Origin of the sequence: Enterobacter ludwigii (assembly GCA_023023105.1) — a bacterium.
In the GTDB taxonomy this organism is placed as follows: Bacteria; Pseudomonadota; Gammaproteobacteria; order Enterobacterales; family Enterobacteriaceae; genus Enterobacter; species Enterobacter adelaidei.
The window spans coordinates 863,494-881,296 of the sequence record CP083824.1 but is presented as its reverse complement, the minus strand read 5'-3'; the positions used below and the strand labels follow the sequence as shown (position 1 = coordinate 881,296).

The window sequence follows — 17,803 nt, the reverse complement described above, 5'->3', positions numbered from 1 at the left end:
TATAGCTTTTTCTTATGGGTGGCGCACGATGAGTAATCTTTTACCCGAACAGTATGCTAACACAGCACTTCCCACCCTCCCCGATCAGCCCGATAACCCGGGCGTATGGCCGTCGCACGAGCTGACCTGCGCGCATATTAAAGCCCATATGGATGTTTTCCATCGCTGGCTGGGTAGTGCGTTCGACGCAGGCGTATCAGCCGAGCAGCTCATTGAAGCGCGCACCGAATTTATCGACCAGTTGCTGCAGCGCCTGTGGATCGATTACGGTTTTGGGCAAATCAGTGACGTTGCACTGGTTGCCGTTGGGGGCTATGGCCGCGGTGAGCTGCATCCGCTTTCCGACATTGATTTACTGATCTTAAGTCGCAAAAAACTGCCGGACGAACAGGCTCAAAAAATTGGCGAACTACTGACCCTGCTCTGGGATGTGAAGCTGGAAGTCGGCCACAGCGTACGCACTCTTGAAGAGTGCCTGCTGGAAGGGTTATCTGACCTGACCGTCGCCACCAACCTGATTGAAACCCGCCTGTTGATAGGCGACGTGGCGCTGTTTCTGGAGCTACAAAAACATATTTTCAGTGACGGTTTCTGGCCGTCAGAAAAGTTCTTCGCCGCGAAGGTTGAGGAACAAAACCAGCGCCACCAGCGCTACCACGGCACCAGCTATAATCTGGAGCCTGATATCAAAAGCAGCCCCGGCGGTCTGCGCGACATCCACACCCTGCAGTGGGTGGCCCGTCGCCACTTCGGCGCGACCTCGCTGGATGAGATGGTGGGCTTTGGCTTTTTAACCGAAGCCGAGCGTAACGAATTAAATGAGTGTCTGCACCTGCTGTGGCGCATTCGCTTTGCCCTGCATCTGGAGCTTAATCGCTACGATAACCGCTTGCTGTTTGACCGTCAGCTCAGCGTAGCTCAACGTCTGAATTACCAGGGCGAAGGCAACGAGCCGGTTGAACACATGATGAAGGATTTCTTCCGCGTCACCCGCCGCGTTACCGAACTGAACCAGATGCTGTTGCAGCTATTCGATGAGGCAATTCTGGCCCTGACGGCAGATGAAAAGCCCCGCCCTATCGACGACGAGTTCCAGCTGCGCGGCACCCTTATCGACCTGCGCGACGAAACGTTATTTATCCGCGAACCGGAAGCGATCCTGCGCATGTTTTACACCATGGTGCGTAACAGCGCGATCACCGGGATCTACTCCACCACTCTGCGCCATCTGCGCCATGCGCGCCGCCATTTGACGCAGCCGCTGTGCTATATCCCGGAAGCGCGTTCGCTGTTCCTGAGCATGCTCCGCCACCCGGGGGCCGTCAGCCGCGGCTTGCTGCCGATGCACCGCCACAGCGTGCTGTGGGCCTATATGCCGCAGTGGTCACACATTGTCGGGCAGATGCAGTTCGATCTGTTCCACGCCTACACGGTAGATGAACACACGATCCGCGTGATGCTCAAGCTGGAGAGCTTTGCCAGCGAAGAGACGCGATCTCGCCATCCGCTGTGCGTGGAATTGTGGCCGCGCCTTACTCATCCGGAATTGATCCTGATTGCTGCCCTGTTCCACGATATTGCCAAAGGTCGCGGCGGTGACCATTCGGTGCTGGGTGCCCAGGACGTGCTCAAATTTGCTGAACTGCACGGTCTGAACTCACGTGAAACACAGCTGGTCGCCTGGCTGGTACGCCATCACCTGCTGATGTCGGTCACCGCACAGCGTCGTGATATTCAGGATCCTGAAGTGATCAAGCAGTTCGCGGAAGAGGTGCAAACGGAAAACCGTCTGCGTTATCTGGTCTGCCTGACGGTGGCGGATATTTGTGCCACCAACGAGACGTTGTGGAACAGCTGGAAGCAAAGCCTGCTTCGCGAGCTGTACTTTGCCACCGAAAAACAGCTGCGCCGCGGGATGCAAAATACCCCGGACATGCGCGAGCGTGTGCGCCACCACCAGTTGCAGGCACTGGCTCTGCTGCGGATGGATAACATTGATGAAGAGGCACTGCATCAAATTTGGGCGCGCTGCCGTGCTAACTATTTTGTTCGCCACAGCCCAAATCAGCTTGCCTGGCATGCGCGGCATCTGCTGCAACATGATTTGTCGCAGCCGATGATCCTCCTCAGTCCGCAAGCCACGCGCGGTGGCACGGAGATTTTCATCTGGAGCCCGGACCGACCTTATCTGTTTGCCGCCGTCTGCGCCGAACTGGACAGGCGTAATCTGAGCGTTCACGACGCACAGATTTTTACCACCCGCGACGGCATGGCGATGGATACCTTCATTGTGCTGGAACCGGACGGCAGCCCGCTGTCGTCGGACAGGCACGAAGGAATACGCTTCGGTCTGGAACAGGCCATCACCCAGCGCAGCTGGCAACCTCCTCAGCCGCGTCGTCAACCTGCAAAATTACGCCACTTTACCGTCGATACCGAGGTCAATTTCCTGCCGACCCACACCGACCGTAAATCGTTCCTGGAGCTGATCGCGCTCGACCAGCCAGGGCTGCTCGCCCGTGTCGGCCAGGTTTTTGCCGATCTGGGAATTTCGCTTCACGGGGCCAGAATTACAACCATTGGCGAGCGAGTAGAAGATTTATTTATAATCGCCACCGCAGACCGGCGTGCCCTTAATAATGACCTGCAACTTGAAGTGCAACAACGGTTGACAGCAGCCCTCAATCCAAACGATAAAGGGTGACGTGTTTTTTAGTGAAATGGAAAGAGTAAACAATGCAGCAGTTACAGAACGTTATTGAGTCCGCTTTTGAGCGTCGCGCCGAGATCACCCCGGCCAATGTGGATACCGTGACCCGTGAAGCGGTAAACCAGGTTATTTCCCTGCTGGATTCCGGCGCATTGCGTGTGGCAGAAAAAATCGACGGTCAGTGGGTCACTCATCAATGGCTGAAGAAAGCCGTGCTGCTCTCTTTCCGTATCAACGATAACCAGGTTATCGACGGAGCTGAAAGCCGCTACTTCGATAAAGTGCCAATGAAATTCGCTGACTATGACGAAGCGCGTTTCCAGAAAGAAGGTTTCCGCGTGGTTCCACCAGCGGCAGTTCGTCAGGGTGCTTTTATCGCGCGCAACACCGTGCTGATGCCATCCTACGTGAACATCGGTGCCTACGTTGACGAAGGTACCATGGTGGATACCTGGGCTACCGTTGGCTCCTGCGCGCAGATCGGTAAGAACGTTCACCTGTCCGGCGGCGTCGGTATCGGTGGCGTCCTGGAGCCACTGCAGGCTAACCCAACCATCATCGAAGACAACTGCTTCATCGGCGCACGCTCAGAAGTGGTTGAAGGTGTGATCGTGGAAGAAGGCTCTGTGATCTCCATGGGCGTTTACATCGGCCAAAGCACCCGTATCTACGACCGTGAAACCGGTGAAGTGCATTACGGTCGCGTTCCGGCGGGCTCCGTGGTGGTTTCCGGCAACCTGCCGTCAAAAGATGGCAAATACAGCCTGTACTGTGCGGTTATCGTGAAGAAAGTCGATGCGAAAACTCGTGGCAAAGTTGGCATCAACGAACTGCTGCGCACCATCGATTAATCGGGTATAACAAAAAGCGGGGGCAACCCCGCTTTTTTTATATCTGAGGGTGGCGAAAATAGATTTTTTCGTTAATTATTCAAAGGTTATGTTGAGATCAAGGGTACCGCTATGTACGATAATCTGAAAAGTCTGGGCATTACCAATCCTGATGAAATTGATCGTTACAGCCTCCGTCAGGAAGCCAATAACGATATTCTGAAAATCTATTTTCACAAGGACAAAGGAGAGTTTTTCGCCAAGAGCGTGAAGTTTAAATATCCACGCCAGCGTAAAACCGTCGTCGCTGACGGTGTAGGACAAGGGTACAAAGAAGTTCAGGAAATCAGCCCTAACCTGCGCTACGTGATCGATGAACTCGATCAGATCTGCCAGCGCGACCGCACTGAAGTCGATCTCAAGCGTAAGATCCTCGACGATTTGCGTCACCTTGAAAGCGTTGTGACGAATAAGATCAGCGAGATTGAAGCGGATCTTGAGAAATTAACGCGGAATAAATAAGTCAGGTGCGGCCTGTTGCCCTCACCCCAGCCCTCTCCCACAGGGAGAGGGTGAAACTCTTATCTCTGCTCATCCAGCTGCAGCGCCACATACAGCAGCAGTCTGTCGTCAAAACTCCCCAAATCCAGCCCCGTCAGCTCCGAAATCCGGTTAAGCCGATATTCAAGAGTATTGCGATGAATAAACAGCGCTTTCGAGGTCGCCAGCGGCTGCACATTATGACGAAACCACGCCTGTAGCGTCCGGCGCAGTAAGCCATTGCTGTCCATGGCCTTCAGGCGCGCTAATGGCCGTGCCAGCTCATTAGCCTGCCAGCCCCCGCGCAGGCTGTCGAGCAGCACCGGCAGCATCAGATCCTGATAAAAATAACTGCGGCTTTCCGGCATCCGCTGCTTGCCCACCATCATGGTGGTGCGTGCAGTACGCCAGGAGCGGGCAATGCTGCCCGGTCCGGTAAAGTAATTGCCCAGCGCAACGCGAAAACGCAGTTGACCATTTTCCTTCATCCGGGAGATCAGCAGCTCCACGCGACGACGATGATCGTCCGCATCCCAGCGGCCGAATGCATTGAGCGCCGGTTTGAGCACCACCATTTCCGTCAGAGACACAATTGCCACCAGGTTATCGCGCTCCGGCGTCGCCAGCGCATTTTGTAGCTGCTGCAGCTCAACCATCGCACTGTCGACCCCAAGCTGGCCGCTATCGACCTCAATCACCGCCACCACACGCGGCTGGTTCAGATCAATCCCCAGACGCTGCGCCCATTCGCTCAGTGCCGGCGTGTGTTCTTCCGCCTGGATCAGATTCATCACCAGCTCTTCACGCAGGCGGCTGTCCTGGGCGAGCAGGTGCATCAGGCGCGACTGTTCCAGCATCATCTCTGCCGTCATGCAGACCAGCTCGCCGTATTTACGCAGGGACTCCGGCTCGCCTGTCAGGCCAATTACCCCCACAATCTCGCCTTCAAGGCGCAGCGGCAAATTAATGCCCTGACGGACGCCGTGCAGGTGTTTCGCTACCGCATCGTCGATATCCACGACCCGCCCCTGGGAGAGCACCAGCAACGCACCTTCGTGCAATTCACCAATACGCTCACGATCGCCGCTACCAATAATGCGCCCACGAGCATCCATTACGTTGATATTGGTATCAATGATTCGCATGGTGCGCGCCACAATATCCTGCGCCATTTTGGTATCAAGGTGCCAGCCAGCCATGTAACCCTCCTCTGAGCAGAGCTCAAGCATAGGGAAGTTCAGCGGCGGCTGCATTGTGCGAATGCACAAAGAGAGAGGAAGATATATGGAGTTGTGGTAAGAGTCACAGAAACGAGAAAGCCCCTGCGTACAGGGGCTTTAGAGGATTACTGCATCAGCAGGTAGAGAGAGGTATCCCCACGCTGGATATTCAGCGCCAGCACGGAAGGCTTGCTGTCGAGAATTTTGCGCAGTTCAGCAATGTTTTTCACCGGCTGCTGGTTAGCACCCATGATGACATCACCTTTTTTCAGGCCGATACGTGCAGCCGGTGAATTCGCTTTCACGTTGTTCACCACCACACCTTTATCCGCACCTTTATTGCTCATCTCGGCACCTTCAATACCGCTGAAGATGGTGCTGGAATCCACCTGATTCTGGCTGCTCTGCTGCAGTTCCAGGCTCACATTAACCGGCTTACCGTCACGCAGCAGGCCAAGGGTCACTTTGCTGCCAATCGGCATAGAGCCCACTTCCGCACGCAGGGCGGCAAAGCTGCTGATCGGTTTACCGTTCAGAGAGGTGATCACATCCCCCGCTTTAATACCCGCTTTTGCCGCAGAGGAGTTCGGCATCACCTGGCTGACGAATGCCCCACGCTGAGCGTCAACTTTCATCGCCTTAGCCAGTTCGGAGTTCAGTTCCGTACCGAGGATACCGAGCTCACCGCGTTTCACCTGGCCGTACTGCACCATCTGCGCGGTCAGGTTTTTCACCATGTTACTTGGAATAGCAAAGCCGATGCCGATGTTGCCACCGTCCGGGGCCAGGATCGCGGTGTTGATCCCGATCAGTTCACCGTTCAGGTTAACCAGCGCACCGCCGGAATTACCGCGGTTGATCGCCGCATCCGTCTGGATGAAGTTTTCGTAGTTTTCCGCATTCAGACCGCTGCGACCAAGAGCGGAGACGATACCCGAGGTGACGGTTTCACCCAAACCGAACGGGTTACCGATCGCCACAGTGTAGTCACCCACGCGCAGCGCGTCGGAGTCGGCAATTTTAATCGCCGTCAGGTTTTTCGGATCCTGAATCTGGATCAGCGCGATATCAGAGCGCGGATCTTTACCCACGACTTTTGCATCGAATTTACGGCCGTCGCTCAGCTGAACTTTAATGGTGCTGGCGTTATCAACAACGTGGTTGTTCGTCACCACGTAGCCTTTCGCCGCATCAATAATCACCCCAGAACCAAGCGCCATGAATTTCTGCTGCTGGCCGCCGCCCTGGCTGTCATCCCCAGCGCCACCGCCCTGACAGAACGGAGAACTCTGGAATGGCGAACCGTCCTGGCAGAATGGTGAGTTGTCACCAAAGAACTGCTGGAAGTTACGCGGCATACGCGGCGTGTTGACGGTCGTGCTGCCCTCAACGTTAATACTCACCACCGATGGCATCACTTTTTCGAGCATCGGTGCCAGGCTTGGCATCTGCTGCGCGGTTGCTGACGACGACGCGGTCTCGGCTGCCGTAGCCGTCAGAGGAGACAGCGCTAAACCTAAACTCAGAGCCAGTGCACTCATTGCTAATGTGGTTTTTTTCATGTTTCTCAATCTCGATTTACAGGTAACGCATAATTGCTGTGTAACTCAGATTCGTTTTATACCGCTTAGTTCCGGCGATAAGTTTATGGAAAAGGTAAAAATTTATTGGCCGTCTTTACAAAACTCAGCGTTTATTCCACAGCCATGAGCTTGCGGTATTCATCCCAGGCATACAAATCTGTCATACCGCTGATATAGTCCTGGATAAGACGACAGCGATAATAATATTCCATCACTGGCCATTGGGGAGAATGGCGATCCAGCTTACCGACCGCTTCAACATACGCCAGCCGATGACGGGTTGAGAGTTTCTGATAAAGGCGGGATTCGATGGGTATTCCACGCACGCGTTCTTTTTCCACCAGTTCACTGAACTCATCGACCGATAACTGAAGCAATGGAGAGTAAATTTCCAGTAACCCACTGATCACCCGGTATCCCTGTAGCTCTAGCTGTTCGACATCCGGATGGCTAAATACATGTCGCATTGCCACATGCTTATAAAGCTCAAGGAGTTGACTGAAACTGCTGTCATCTTCCAGCAGCGCGTGATTGAATTCCCCGCTGAAAATTAGCGGCAAATTATCAATAAAACGCGACGCGGCATACGGCACCAGTTTATTTAGTGTATTGACCCGTAAATACATAAAGAACTGATCTTCCGTGCTGCGGCTTAACGTATTTGAGCGCGATTTCTCCCAGGCATTTTCGACAACCTGAGCAAACAGCGACCCTTTTTCATGCTTTCCCCAGGCAGTATAAAGATGCTGATAAAGCTCCTCGACGCTGAATATTCTTTTCTCAACGGCATCTTCCAGGTCGGCAACACAATAGGAAATATCGTCTGCGGCTTCCATAATCCAGGTTAATGGAAAACGGCCGTTTGGCGTCAATGAAAGTTCTTTACGTAGCCGTTCAATATAGGCTTCTTCAGAAAGGTAATAGCCCGGCTTTTTCATCAAATAGCTGTGGGATGCGGGCGTCTCTCCCATCCACCAGGCAGGACGCGTATATTTCAGGATACAGCCGACCTGTGCCCAGGTCAGGTTCATACGCATCAGGGAATGGACCAGTCTGATCCCCTGCGCATTACCTTCGAAGTGACACAGATCCTGGCGCACTTTGCGACGCAGATCGTTCAGCCCCTCTTCGCCTTCGCGCAGGCGTAGATCGCGTACGATGCAGCGGTCATCACTAAGCGGCTGGCTTACCGCATCCGAAGGGTAAAGTCGTTGTTTAAACCAGTCATTGATTGCCGCTTCACCAAAGTGACCAAACGGCGGGTTGCCGATGTCATGCATCAGGCAGGCCATCTCAACGATGCTCTCAAAGGGGCCTGTCAGTTCGTCCAGCCCATAGGTTTCCAGCAAACGTTGCTCTTTGAGACGGCTCAAAATCTCTTTGGCAATGTAACGGCCAACCTGCTGCACTTCCATTGAGTGGGTTAAGCGAGTGCGCACTGCAGCGTTACGTTCAAGCGGAAATACCTGAGTCTTTTGCTGCAGACGACGGATGGCGGGCGAGTTAATGATCCGCCCGCGATCGCTTTCGAAGATACGCAGGATCTCATGTTCGGTCTTGTCGCCCTGCGGCGAACGGAAACGTCGGTGCCAGTTAATTTTGGTGCGAAAATCGATCTGCGCCATGTGCTCCCCCGCGTGAGAAATGCGCTTCCACTAAAGCCCATGATAGACTATGCATCTTAACAAGGCACATCGCGAGTAAATCTATGAAAATCGGCATTATTGGTGCAATGGAAGAAGAAGTTACGCTGCTGCGTGACAAAATTGAGAACCGTCAGACGCTCTCTCTGGGGGGTTGTGAGATCTACACCGGCCAACTGAACGGTGTTGACGTGGCTCTGCTGAAATCAGGCATCGGTAAAGTGGCTGCTGCACTGGGTGCAACCCTGTTGCTTGAGCGCTGCAAGCCAGACGTGATCGTTAATACCGGCTCTGCGGGCGGTCTGGCACCGTCGCTGAAAGTAGGTGATATCGTCGTCTCCGACGAAGCACGTTACCACGATGCTGACGTCACCGCATTCGGCTATGAGTACGGCCAGCTCCCGGGTTGCCCGGCAGGGTTTAAAGCTGACGATAAACTGATTGCGGCGGCAGAAACCTGCATTGCCGAGCTGAACCTCAACGCTGTGCGTGGTCTGATTGTGAGCGGTGATGCCTTCATCAATGGTTCTGTTGGCCTGGCAAAAATCCGCCATAACTTCCCGCAGGCCGTTGCCGTTGAGATGGAAGCGACCGCGATCGCTCACGTTTGCCATAACTTCAACGTACCGTTCGTGGTGGTTCGCGCCATCTCTGACGTGGCAGATCAGCAGTCTCACATCAGCTTCGACGAGTTCCTGACCGTTGCGGCAAAACAGTCCACCGTGATGGTGGAACGCCTGGTGCAGAAACTGGCACGTGGCTAAACATACCGTCAGGGCGCTGGCCGCCCTGCTTCTGCTTACGCCGGTATGGCTCTATGCTGTGCCGCGCGTGATTACACTCTCTCCCGCCAACACCGAACTGGCATTTGCCGCCGGGATCACGCCCGTTGGCGTAAGTAGCTTTTCAGATTACCCCCCGCAAGCGGCAGGTATTGAACAGGTTGCGACCTGGCAGGGAATGAACCTTGAGCGCATCGTCGCACTTAAACCGGATCTGGTGCTGGCGTGGCGTGGCGGTAATGCCGAGCGGCAGGTCAACCAGCTCACCTCGCTTGGGATCAACGTCATGTGGATTGATGCCGTGAGCATTGAACAAGTCGCTCAGGCGCTACGCTCTCTCGCCCCTTATAGCCCAACGCCCAAAAAAGCCGAGAGCGCGGCGAAACAGATGCTCAGCGACTATGCCGCGCTAAAATCGCGATACGACACTCCAGTTAAAAAGCGCATCTTCCTGCAGTTTGGTAGCCAGCCGCTGTTCACCACCGGTAAAGGCTCAATTCAGAATCAGGTGTTGGAAGTTTGCGGCGGTGAAAATATCTTTGCTGCCAGCCGGGTACCGTGGCCTCAGGTCAGCCGAGAACAGGTACTGGCACGCCAGCCACAGGCGATTGTCGTGGTCGGAAATGCGAGCGAGATTCCTAAAATTGAACAATTCTGGCGAAACCAGCTAAAAATTCCGGTGATCCCACTCAACAGTGACTGGTTTGAACGCGCCAGCCCGCGTATTATCCTCGCCGCAAAACAGCTCTGTGCCGCGCTGGCAGAGAGTCACTAACATAAGACCCTGTTCGAGGATTTAACGATGCTCGTCTATTGGCTGGATATTCTTGGCACAGCCGTTTTTGCTATCTCCGGTGTCCTGCTGGCCGGGAAACTACGCATGGATCCGTTTGGCGTGCTGGTACTGGGCGTTGTGACCGCCGTTGGCGGCGGGACTATCCGCGATATGGCGCTGGCGAATGGCCCCGTGTTTTGGGTAAAAGATCCCACCGACCTGGTGGTGGCGATGGTTACCTGCCTGTTAACCATCGTCCTGGTGCGTCAGCCCCGCAGATTACCAAAATGGATACTTCCGGTGCTGGACGCCGTCGGCCTGGCCGTGTTTGTGGGTATTGGGGTCAATAAAGCCTTCAATGCGGGAACAGGCCCGATGGTGGCAATCTGCATGGGGGTCTTAACCGGCGTCGGCGGCGGGATCATTCGCGATATTCTGGCGCGTGAAGTGCCGATGATTCTGCGTACCGAAATCTATGCTACGGCCTGCATTATTGGCGGGATTGTTCACGCCACGGCGTACTACACCTTTGCTGTTCCGCTGGAAAACGCTGCTATGCTGGGCATGGTGGTGACGTTGGGAATACGTTTAGCGGCGATACGCTGGCATCTGAAGCTGCCGACGTTTGCGCTGGATGATAACGGAAGGTAAAAGCAAAACGGTAACCGCCAGGTTACCGTTTTTTGGTCATCAGATGCTGAACGACGAACCACATCCGCAGGTGCTGGTTGCGTTCGGGTTGGTCACAACAAAGCGTGAACCTTCCAGACCTTCAGTGTAATCCACCGAACCGCCTACCAGATATTGCAGGCTCATCGGGTCAACCACCAGCGCAACGCCCTGCTTCTCGATAGTCATATCGCCATCGTTAACCTGGTCGTCAAAGGTAAAACCATACTGGAAGCCGCTGCAGCCGCCACCGGTAATATAGACACGCAGTTTCAGATCCGGATTGTCTTCATCGGCAATCAGGGTTTTCACTTTGTTGGCTGCTGCTTCGGTAAATTCCAGCGGCAGCGCTACGTCATCACTCATCTTATGCTCCCATGAATACTGCTATTGGGCAAAATTCACCCAATTCTTTATGTCATTATCTAATACCCTGGTATTTCATTCAAGTATTCTGCGTGGCCGCCCGTTCAGCCTCTTGTTTTGCCAGGGTACGTGCAAGGATGGTGGAGTATAGCGGTTTTCCACCCAGGAATTGGGCTAATAGTGTCGCGCCGAGGCAGGTAATGATCATTGGCAAAATGAGCTGGTAATTATCCGTCATTTCCAGCACCAGCACGATGCCGGTCAACGGCGCGCGCAAGGACGCGGCCAGCAGCGCCCCCATTCCGGCCACCGCAAACGTCCCGGCGTCCAGATGATAAGCCGGGAAACCCACTTCAGCCGCCATCCCAAACGCGGTCCCCAGCAGCGTGCCCAATGCCAGCATTGGCGCGAAAATCCCGCCGGGTGCACCGGAGGAGAAACACAACACCGTTGTGATGACGCGTGAAATAAACATAAACAGCAGCAGACCCACGCTGAAATTGCCCGCCGCCGCGATGGGAATCAGCCCGAAGCCACCGCCAGCGGCATTGGGCTCAATAAAACCGAGTAGACCACACATCCCACCCAGCAGGCCGCCCATCAGCACCCATTTGGTGGTATTTCCGCCGTGAATGCGCTGGAACATATCCTGAGCACGCAAAATAGAGGTGTTAAATAGCGGGCCAACCACGCCAAAAATCATACCGAGGATCAGGTAAAGCCACAGGGTATTCACCGGGGCATTGGTGAGTTTGCCGACCTCAATCACCGCGCCCTCGCCATTGAAGATGCGAAAAACGATGCTCGACATAATGACGCCAGTAAACACCGCTTTAATCGAAATCAGGTTGTAGCGAAACTGCGCGCGCATCTCTTCGATGATAAACAGGATCCCCGCCAGCGGCGCGTTAAACGCTGCCGAAAGCCCCGCCGCCGCGCCGGTTGCCAGCAGCGTATGGCGCGCTTCGGCGCTACGCATCCGAAACAGATCGCCCACCATGCGGCCGACGTTCCCGCCCAGTTGTACGGTTGGCCCTTCTCGCCCCAGAACCATGCCCGCCCCGAGCGTTCCCATACCCCCGATAAATTTTACCGGGATGACGCGCCACCAGCGCACCGGGCGTAACTCTTCCAGCGCACCTTCAATTTCCGGGATCCCTGAACCGCCAGCTTCAGGAGCAAATTTGCGCACCAGAAAGTAACCCACCATGGCAAACAGCGCCGACAGTCCGAACGCCCATACCCAAACCAGCCACCGACTATCGGCGAAACCGGCTACGGTGCCAACTCGCCAGTTCAGTACCGCATTGACCGCTTTTTCAAATAGTACACCCACCAGCCCGGCGACTGTACCGACCACGGCAGCAGCCAGCAGAATAGCCAGCGGGGTTTTATCGCGATTGAGCAAACGTCGAATGCTAATACGGTGCTGTATGCGTCTGAACTGTTGTTCTTCAAATGTGGGGATGTCTGCTTTCATTACCGTTTCTTATCGTCATACAAATAGCCCCAGGGATTCTACCAGAGTGCGCCATGTCATCCCGTGAAAAATACTTAACAATTGTTTAGGAATGAAAGAGGCAAAAATTTCATTACCTTCCGCGGATCACTTAGAATAGTGTGCTTAATCATTTTATACGAACCAGGAACGACGCCATGAGCAAGTCTGAAAACCTCTACAGTGCAGCCCGCGAGCTTATTCCGGGTGGCGTGAACTCACCTGTACGCGCCTTTACCGGCGTTGGCGGCACGCCGCTGTTTATCGAACGTGCTGACGGCGCGTATCTGTATGATGTCGATGGCAAAGCCTACATTGATTATGTCGGTTCCTGGGGACCGATGGTACTGGGGCATAACCACCCTGCTATTCGTAACGCGGTGATTGAAGCGGCTCAGCGTGGCCTGAGCTTCGGCGCGCCAACCGAGATGGAAGTGAGAATGGCGGAGCTGGTGACTGAACTGGTGCCCACCATGGACATGGTGCGCATGGTGAACTCCGGTACCGAAGCCACCATGAGCGCCATCCGTCTGGCGCGTGGTTTTACTGGCCGCGACAAAATCATCAAATTTGAAGGCTGCTACCACGGCCACGCGGACTGCCTGTTGGTGAAAGCGGGCTCCGGCGCGCTGACCCTCGGCCAGCCAAACTCTCCGGGTGTACCGGCTGATTTCGCAAAGCACACGCTAACCTGTACCTATAACGATCTGGATACCGTTCGCGCAGCGTTCGAGCAATATCCACAGGAGATCGCCTGCATTATCGTTGAGCCCGTTGCGGGCAACATGAACTGCATCCCACCGCAACCTGATTTCCTGCCGGGCCTGCGCGCACTGTGTGATGAATTCGGCGCGCTGCTGATCATTGACGAAGTGATGACCGGCTTCCGCGTAGCGCTGGCGGGTGCCCAGTCCTATTATGGCGTTGAGCCTGATCTGACTTGCCTCGGCAAAATCATCGGCGGCGGTATGCCAGTCGGTGCATTCGGTGGCCGTAAGGATGTGATGGAAGCCCTGGCACCAACAGGCCCGGTTTACCAGGCGGGAACGCTCTCCGGTAACCCAATCGCGATGGCTGCGGGCTTCGCCTGCCTGACCGAAGTGGCTCAGCCTGGTATTCATGAGACCCTGACTGACCTCACCACTCAGCTGGCAAACGGTCTGCTGGAAGCCGCCGAAGAAGCGGGTATCCCGCTGGTGGTGAACCATGTGGGAGGGATGTTCGGAATTTTCTTCACCGATGCGAAAACCGTCACCTGCTATCAGGATGTGGTGAAATGTGACGTCGAACGCTTCAAGCGTTTCTTCCACCTGATGCTGGAAGAAGGGGTGTACCTGGCTCCGTCAGCGTTCGAAGCGGGCTTTATGTCCGTGGCGCACAGCGAAGACGATATCAATAACACCATCGACGCGGCGCGTAAGGTGTTCGCGAAGCTCTAAGGGCATTGCCGGGTGGCGCTAACGCTTACCCGGCCTACCTGCTCTGCTTTCTTAACAGATAAATAAAGTACGGCGCGCCAATAAAGGTCGACAGCAGACCTGCCGGGACCTGATAGGGAAACAGCACCATTCTTCCGCACCAGTCCGCAAACACCAGCATTATCCCGCCCGTTAGCGCCGACATCACAATATGCGGCATGGTCCGGCGAAAACCCATCATTCTGGCGATATGCGGAGCCATCAACCCCACAAAGCTTAGCGGTCCTATCGTCATGGTGGCCGTCGCCGTCAGACACGCAGCCAGCAGAAGAAGCGCCACGCGCGTTGGCGTTAGCGCTAACCCGACCGCACGTGCAGTTTCGCCCCCCAGCGGCAGGATGGTCATCCAGCGACGACACAGCGGCACAACCGCCAGCAACACGATCATCACGATCCCGGTGTAAACAACCTGGCTGCCGGTAGCACTGTACGTTGAGCCGGAAATCCAGGTCAGAATCTTCGCCATACGCGGATCGCCACTCGCCTGAAGCAGCATCAGCAACATGGTAAATGCCGTGCTGAGCGCCATCCCGGCCAGCAGCATTCGGTGCGGGGAAAAACCGCCGCGACCAGAAGCAATCAGGATGATTAACAGCGTCACCGCCGCACCAATACTCCCCGCAGGCATCAACCAGCCGAATGCATTTCCCGGCACGAGGAACAACATCAGCACCACGCCGAACGCCGCGCCAGAGCTAATCCCCAGCACTTCCGGGCTGGCCATCGGATTGCCGGTCAGGCGCTGGATAATACAGCCCGCGACGGCCAACATGACCCCGGCAATTAACGCGGAAAGCACCCGCGGCCAGCGCCACTGCAGCAGTTCATGGAATAAATCGCCCGTTGCCCAGTGCCAGCCCGCCGCATCACGCCCAAAAGCGAATGCGGCAAACAAAGCAATAATCAGCACCGCCAGACCGGCAAGGCTAAACCACAGCACTGACTGACGTTCAGCATGAACCTTATCGCCAACATCCATCGCCGGCGCGCTAATACTGCGCAGACGCGGGAGTAGCCACAGCAGCAGCGGCGCACCTATAAGCGCGGTCACCGAGCCCGTCGACACTTCCCTCCAGACATGCGCCAGCCAGAGAATGATCTGATCGGAAAGCCAGAGGATCAGCGCGCCAATCAGAGGAGCCAGCATCAGGCGCGCCAGAAGACGCCGTGCGCCGAGCATTTTTGCCAGCAGCGGAGCAAAGAGGCCAATAAACCCGATGATGCCAACGGCGTTTACCAGCAAAGCGCTCAATACAATTGCCAGCGTCAGCGCCGCCAGACGAGCCAGCGACAACGCCAACCCCAGGTTACGCGCCACACCATCATCCAGCCCCATTAACGTTAACGGACGCAGGAGCAGCAGGGTCAGCAGTACACCGCCAATTAGCTGCGGCCACAGACGCTCAACACCACTCCAGTCAGTCTGGGTAAGGGTTCCGGTACTCCACAGGAACATGCTTTGCAGCTGATCGTGATGGAACAGCACCAGCAGTTGATTAATCGCGCCACAATAGAGACTGACCACCAGCCCGGCCAGGATTAGCGTCACGGGGGACAGGCGTTTACCCCAGGCCACGCCAAAGACCAGCGCCCCCACCACACATGCCCCCGCGAGAGCCGCAAACTGCGTGGTTAACGCGCCGGGCAGCGCCCACAGCGTGGTAATGGTGATCCCAAGCTGCGCACCTGTTGCAACACCCAGCGTCGTCGGCTCTGCCAGAGGGTTACGCAGTACCTGCTGGAACAAAACGCCCACCAGGCCTAACCCGGCCCCGACCAGCAGCGAGATCGCCAGACGCGGTAGCAGGCTGTAGTGGAACACCATCTGCTGAATGTTGTTGATATCCGGGGCTGTCAGAGCGGTGCCCCACTCCCCGCGCGGCAATGCCGTCGACAGGTTGAACCAGGTTAAAACCAGCGCAGCAAGGAAGAGTAAGGACAACAGCAGTGCCGGGAAGCGTGCAATACGCGTACTCATGCTTTACCTCCCAGCGCATTATCCAGCACGCGGGCAAAATGCATGGCCGACAGCGTCGCGCCGTAGAACCATACCGCTGGCACGCGCTGGAAACGCTGCTCACGCACAAACGGCATCGCCTGCCAGAGCGGAGTGGCCATCAGCGTTTGCATGCCACGTTCGTTGCCGTGGTCGAAACACAGCACGTCGACATCACGAAATGCCGCCAGGCGGTCAATACCTACGGTCGTACTGCCCCAGAAGTTCATCTCACCTTCCCAGGCATTGCGAATACCAACACTGTCGAGCACGTCCTGGAACAGACAGTTTTTGCCAAAGACCAGCATATGGCGGGCATCCAGTAACGTCATCATCAACAGCGGGCGATCGCCCCGATGGGCAAAGCGCGGCTTCAGGGAATCAATCAGGGCGTCGAATTCGTCGAGATGCTTTTTAGCCTCCGCCTCACGGTTGAGGATATGCGCCATCTCGTTAATAGAGTGTTTCGCCATGGTCAACGGTTTTTTACCGTCACTGAAGGAGAAACCTCGACCGGGCGCAATACGCGCCATTGTCTCTTCTGACGGACCGTACCCCGCAGACCAGAACAGGAATGACGGCTTCATCTGAGTGAGCAGTTCAAGGTTTGGCTCAGTACGCAGGCCGACGTCGATCACCGAGTCCGGCAGCTTCGGCTCGTTCACCCAGAGGTTATAGTTGGGAATGTCCGCCACGCCATAAGGCGTGACGCCGAGCGCCATCATCAGCTCGACTGGCAGCCACTCAAGAGCCACGATACGGTGCGGATCGACGGCAGCGGCATGCGCCGTATTCATTTTTAATAACAACGGTGATAGCGCCATTGCCGTCAGCAGGCGACGGCGGCTCATTTGCATTGAATCCAGCATCAGTATACAAAGCTCACCGGTGCTGCCCCGGCCGGGTGAGGCAGAATACCCATTGGAATTCCGTAAATGTGTTCCAGCGTTTCGCTGCGCATCAGTTCGGATGGTGTGCCCTGCGCAATCATTTCCCCGCCACGCAGCGCGACGAGGTAGTCACAATAACGCGCGGCCATGTTGATATCGTGCAGGACCGCAATCACCGTCAACCCACGCTGCTGGCTTAAGCGATGTACCAGCGCCAGAACGTCAACCTGATGGGCAATATCCAGCGCAGAGGTGGGTTCATCCAGCAGCAGGCAACGGCTGTCCTGAGCCACCAGCATCGCAATCCACGCGCGCTGACGTTCGCCCCCGGACAGGCTATCCACCAGACGGTGTGCCAGCGGTTTTAATCCCACCAGCGAAATCGCCTCTTCCACTTTTTCTCTGTCGGCGACACCGAAACGCCCAAGCGCCCCGTGCCACGGATAACGCCCAATCGCTACCAGTTCACGCACCGTCATCCCCTCCGCCTGCGGCAGCTGCTGCGGCAAATACGCGACTTTGCGGGCAAAGGCTTTACTGCTCCAGCTCTCCAGCGGTTGGTCATCAAGCAGAATATCGCCTTCCGAAGGCGGCTGATGGCGGCCCAGCATCTTAAGCAAAGTCGATTTACCGGAACCGTTGTGACCAATCAGGCCAGTGACTTTACCAGCAGGGAATGCCAAAGAGAGCGGATGCAGCAAGGTGCGCCCGGGTACGCGAAAGGAGAGATTGTTGAGCGTAAAAGTGGTGTCGGATTGCGTTTTATTATCCTGCATGTCAGCCAACTTAAATAAAAAGGGCACGGCGAACCGTGCCCAAAGAG

The 17,803-nt window shown here is 55.7% G+C and carries 15 protein-coding genes; 7 read left to right on the top strand and 8 right to left on the bottom strand.

The annotated features are described in order from the left end of the window. Positions 1-28: 28 nt before the first annotated feature. The 3 genes from glnD to LCD46_04060 all read left to right on the top strand — a co-directional run bounded on the left by glnD (position 29) and on the right by LCD46_04060 (position 4,062). Positions 29-2,704 (top strand): bifunctional uridylyltransferase/uridylyl-removing protein GlnD, encoded by a 2,676-nt coding sequence (gene glnD / locus LCD46_04070; protein UOY71520.1) that lies wholly within the window; start codon positions 29-31, stop codon positions 2,702-2,704. Between the two features lie 32 nt (positions 2,705-2,736). Beyond that, a complete protein-coding gene (gene dapD / locus LCD46_04065; GenBank protein ID UOY71519.1) occupies positions 2,737-3,561 on the top strand; it encodes a 2,3,4,5-tetrahydropyridine-2,6-dicarboxylate N-succinyltransferase in 825 nt (274 codons plus the stop codon). A 111-nt stretch (positions 3,562-3,672) separates the two neighbouring features. Then, entirely contained in the window at positions 3,673-4,062 is a 390-nt protein-coding gene (locus LCD46_04060) for a DUF3461 family protein (GenBank protein UOY71518.1), read from the top strand. Between the two features lie 59 nt (positions 4,063-4,121). On the opposite strand, the gene LCD46_04055 is transcribed toward LCD46_04060, so the two are convergent. From LCD46_04055 to dgt, 3 genes are all read right to left on the bottom strand, one after another. Further along, the gene (locus LCD46_04055; GenBank protein ID UOY71517.1) at positions 4,122-5,279 is read right to left on the bottom strand and encodes a CdaR family transcriptional regulator; all 1,158 of its coding nucleotides are present in this window, start codon (positions 5,277-5,279) and stop codon (positions 4,122-4,124) included. Between the two features lie 146 nt (positions 5,280-5,425). Further along, a complete protein-coding gene (gene degP / locus LCD46_04050; protein UOY71516.1) occupies positions 5,426-6,862 on the bottom strand; it encodes a serine endoprotease DegP in 1,437 nt (478 codons plus the stop codon). Positions 6,863-6,993: 131 nt separating this feature from the next. Next, positions 6,994-8,508 carry a dGTPase gene (gene dgt, locus LCD46_04045; protein UOY71515.1) on the bottom strand — a complete coding sequence of 505 codons (1,515 nt, stop codon included), beginning with the start codon at positions 8,506-8,508 and terminating at the stop codon, positions 6,994-6,996. 83 nt (positions 8,509-8,591) lie between these two features. Between dgt and mtnN the strand changes: the two genes are divergently transcribed. Genes mtnN through LCD46_04030 form a run of 3 tightly spaced genes read left to right on the top strand, consistent with a single transcriptional unit; the run spans position 8,592 to position 10,734 of the window. Continuing rightward, a complete protein-coding gene (gene mtnN, locus LCD46_04040) occupies positions 8,592-9,290 on the top strand; it encodes a 5'-methylthioadenosine/S-adenosylhomocysteine nucleosidase (GenBank protein ID UOY71514.1) in 699 nt (232 codons plus the stop codon). Further along, positions 9,283-10,083, top strand: a complete 801-nt coding sequence (btuF, locus tag LCD46_04035) for a vitamin B12 ABC transporter substrate-binding protein BtuF (protein UOY71513.1) — start codon at positions 9,283-9,285, stop codon at positions 10,081-10,083. Before mtnN ends, btuF begins: the two co-directional genes overlap by 8 nt. Positions 10,084-10,110: 27 nt before the next feature. Then, complete coding sequence (locus LCD46_04030; protein UOY71512.1) at positions 10,111-10,734, top strand: TRIC cation channel family protein; 624 nt, start codon at positions 10,111-10,113, stop codon at positions 10,732-10,734. Positions 10,735-10,773: 39 nt separating this feature from the next. Here LCD46_04030 and erpA read toward each other — a convergent pair whose 3' ends face one another. Both erpA and clcA read right to left on the bottom strand, forming a co-directional pair. Continuing rightward, entirely contained in the window at positions 10,774-11,118 is a 345-nt protein-coding gene (gene erpA / locus LCD46_04025; protein UOY71511.1) for an iron-sulfur cluster insertion protein ErpA, read from the bottom strand. 79 nt (positions 11,119-11,197) lie between these two features. Further along, complete coding sequence (clcA, locus tag LCD46_04020) at positions 11,198-12,598, bottom strand: H(+)/Cl(-) exchange transporter ClcA (protein UOY71510.1); 1,401 nt, start codon at positions 12,596-12,598, stop codon at positions 11,198-11,200. A gap of 176 nt (positions 12,599-12,774) precedes the next feature. Between clcA and hemL the strand changes: the two genes are divergently transcribed. After that, complete coding sequence (hemL, locus tag LCD46_04015) at positions 12,775-14,055, top strand: glutamate-1-semialdehyde 2,1-aminomutase (GenBank protein UOY71509.1); 1,281 nt, start codon at positions 12,775-12,777, stop codon at positions 14,053-14,055. Between the two features lie 34 nt (positions 14,056-14,089). Here the strand turns inward: hemL and fhuB are convergent, their stop codons facing one another. The 3 genes from fhuB to fhuC are packed head-to-tail and all read right to left on the bottom strand — an operon-like array spanning position 14,090 to position 17,756. Beyond that, complete coding sequence (gene fhuB, locus LCD46_04010; GenBank protein ID UOY71508.1) at positions 14,090-16,072, bottom strand: Fe(3+)-hydroxamate ABC transporter permease FhuB; 1,983 nt, start codon at positions 16,070-16,072, stop codon at positions 14,090-14,092. Continuing rightward, the gene (gene fhuD, locus LCD46_04005; GenBank protein ID UOY71507.1) at positions 16,069-16,959 is read right to left on the bottom strand and encodes a Fe(3+)-hydroxamate ABC transporter substrate-binding protein FhuD; all 891 of its coding nucleotides are present in this window, start codon (positions 16,957-16,959) and stop codon (positions 16,069-16,071) included. Before fhuD ends, fhuB begins: the two co-directional genes overlap by 4 nt. Beyond that, a complete protein-coding gene (gene fhuC, locus LCD46_04000; GenBank protein ID UOY71506.1) occupies positions 16,959-17,756 on the bottom strand; it encodes a Fe3+-hydroxamate ABC transporter ATP-binding protein FhuC in 798 nt (265 codons plus the stop codon). The genes fhuD and fhuC overlap by 1 nt, the downstream gene beginning before the upstream one ends. Positions 17,757-17,803: the final 47 nt, after the last annotated feature.

What these genes read in the sequence shown, in the direction of transcription:
- glnD (UOY71520.1), top strand. Translation starts at nt 29, where the DNA reads ATGAGTAATCTTTTACCCGAACAGTATGCTAACACAGCACTTCCCACC.
- dapD (UOY71519.1), top strand. Translation starts at nt 2,737, where the DNA reads ATGCAGCAGTTACAGAACGTTATTGAGTCCGCTTTTGAGCGTCGCGCC.
- LCD46_04060 (UOY71518.1), top strand. Translation starts at nt 3,673, where the DNA reads ATGTACGATAATCTGAAAAGTCTGGGCATTACCAATCCTGATGAAATT.
- LCD46_04055 (UOY71517.1), bottom strand. Translation starts at nt 5,279, where the DNA reads ATGGCTGGCTGGCACCTTGATACCAAAATGGCGCAGGATATTGTGGCG.
- degP (UOY71516.1), bottom strand. Translation starts at nt 6,862, where the DNA reads ATGAAAAAAACCACATTAGCAATGAGTGCACTGGCTCTGAGTTTAGGT.
- dgt (UOY71515.1), bottom strand. Translation starts at nt 8,508, where the DNA reads ATGGCGCAGATCGATTTTCGCACCAAAATTAACTGGCACCGACGTTTC.
- mtnN (UOY71514.1), top strand. Translation starts at nt 8,592, where the DNA reads ATGAAAATCGGCATTATTGGTGCAATGGAAGAAGAAGTTACGCTGCTG.
- LCD46_04030 (UOY71512.1), top strand. Translation starts at nt 10,111, where the DNA reads ATGCTCGTCTATTGGCTGGATATTCTTGGCACAGCCGTTTTTGCTATC.
- erpA (UOY71511.1), bottom strand. Translation starts at nt 11,118, where the DNA reads ATGAGTGATGACGTAGCGCTGCCGCTGGAATTTACCGAAGCAGCAGCC.
- clcA (UOY71510.1), bottom strand. Translation starts at nt 12,598, where the DNA reads ATGAAAGCAGACATCCCCACATTTGAAGAACAACAGTTCAGACGCATA.
- hemL (UOY71509.1), top strand. Translation starts at nt 12,775, where the DNA reads ATGAGCAAGTCTGAAAACCTCTACAGTGCAGCCCGCGAGCTTATTCCG.
- fhuB (UOY71508.1), bottom strand. Translation starts at nt 16,072, where the DNA reads ATGAGTACGCGTATTGCACGCTTCCCGGCACTGCTGTTGTCCTTACTC.
- fhuD (UOY71507.1), bottom strand. Translation starts at nt 16,959, where the DNA reads ATGCTGGATTCAATGCAAATGAGCCGCCGTCGCCTGCTGACGGCAATG.
- fhuC (UOY71506.1), bottom strand. Translation starts at nt 17,756, where the DNA reads ATGCAGGATAATAAAACGCAATCCGACACCACTTTTACGCTCAACAAT.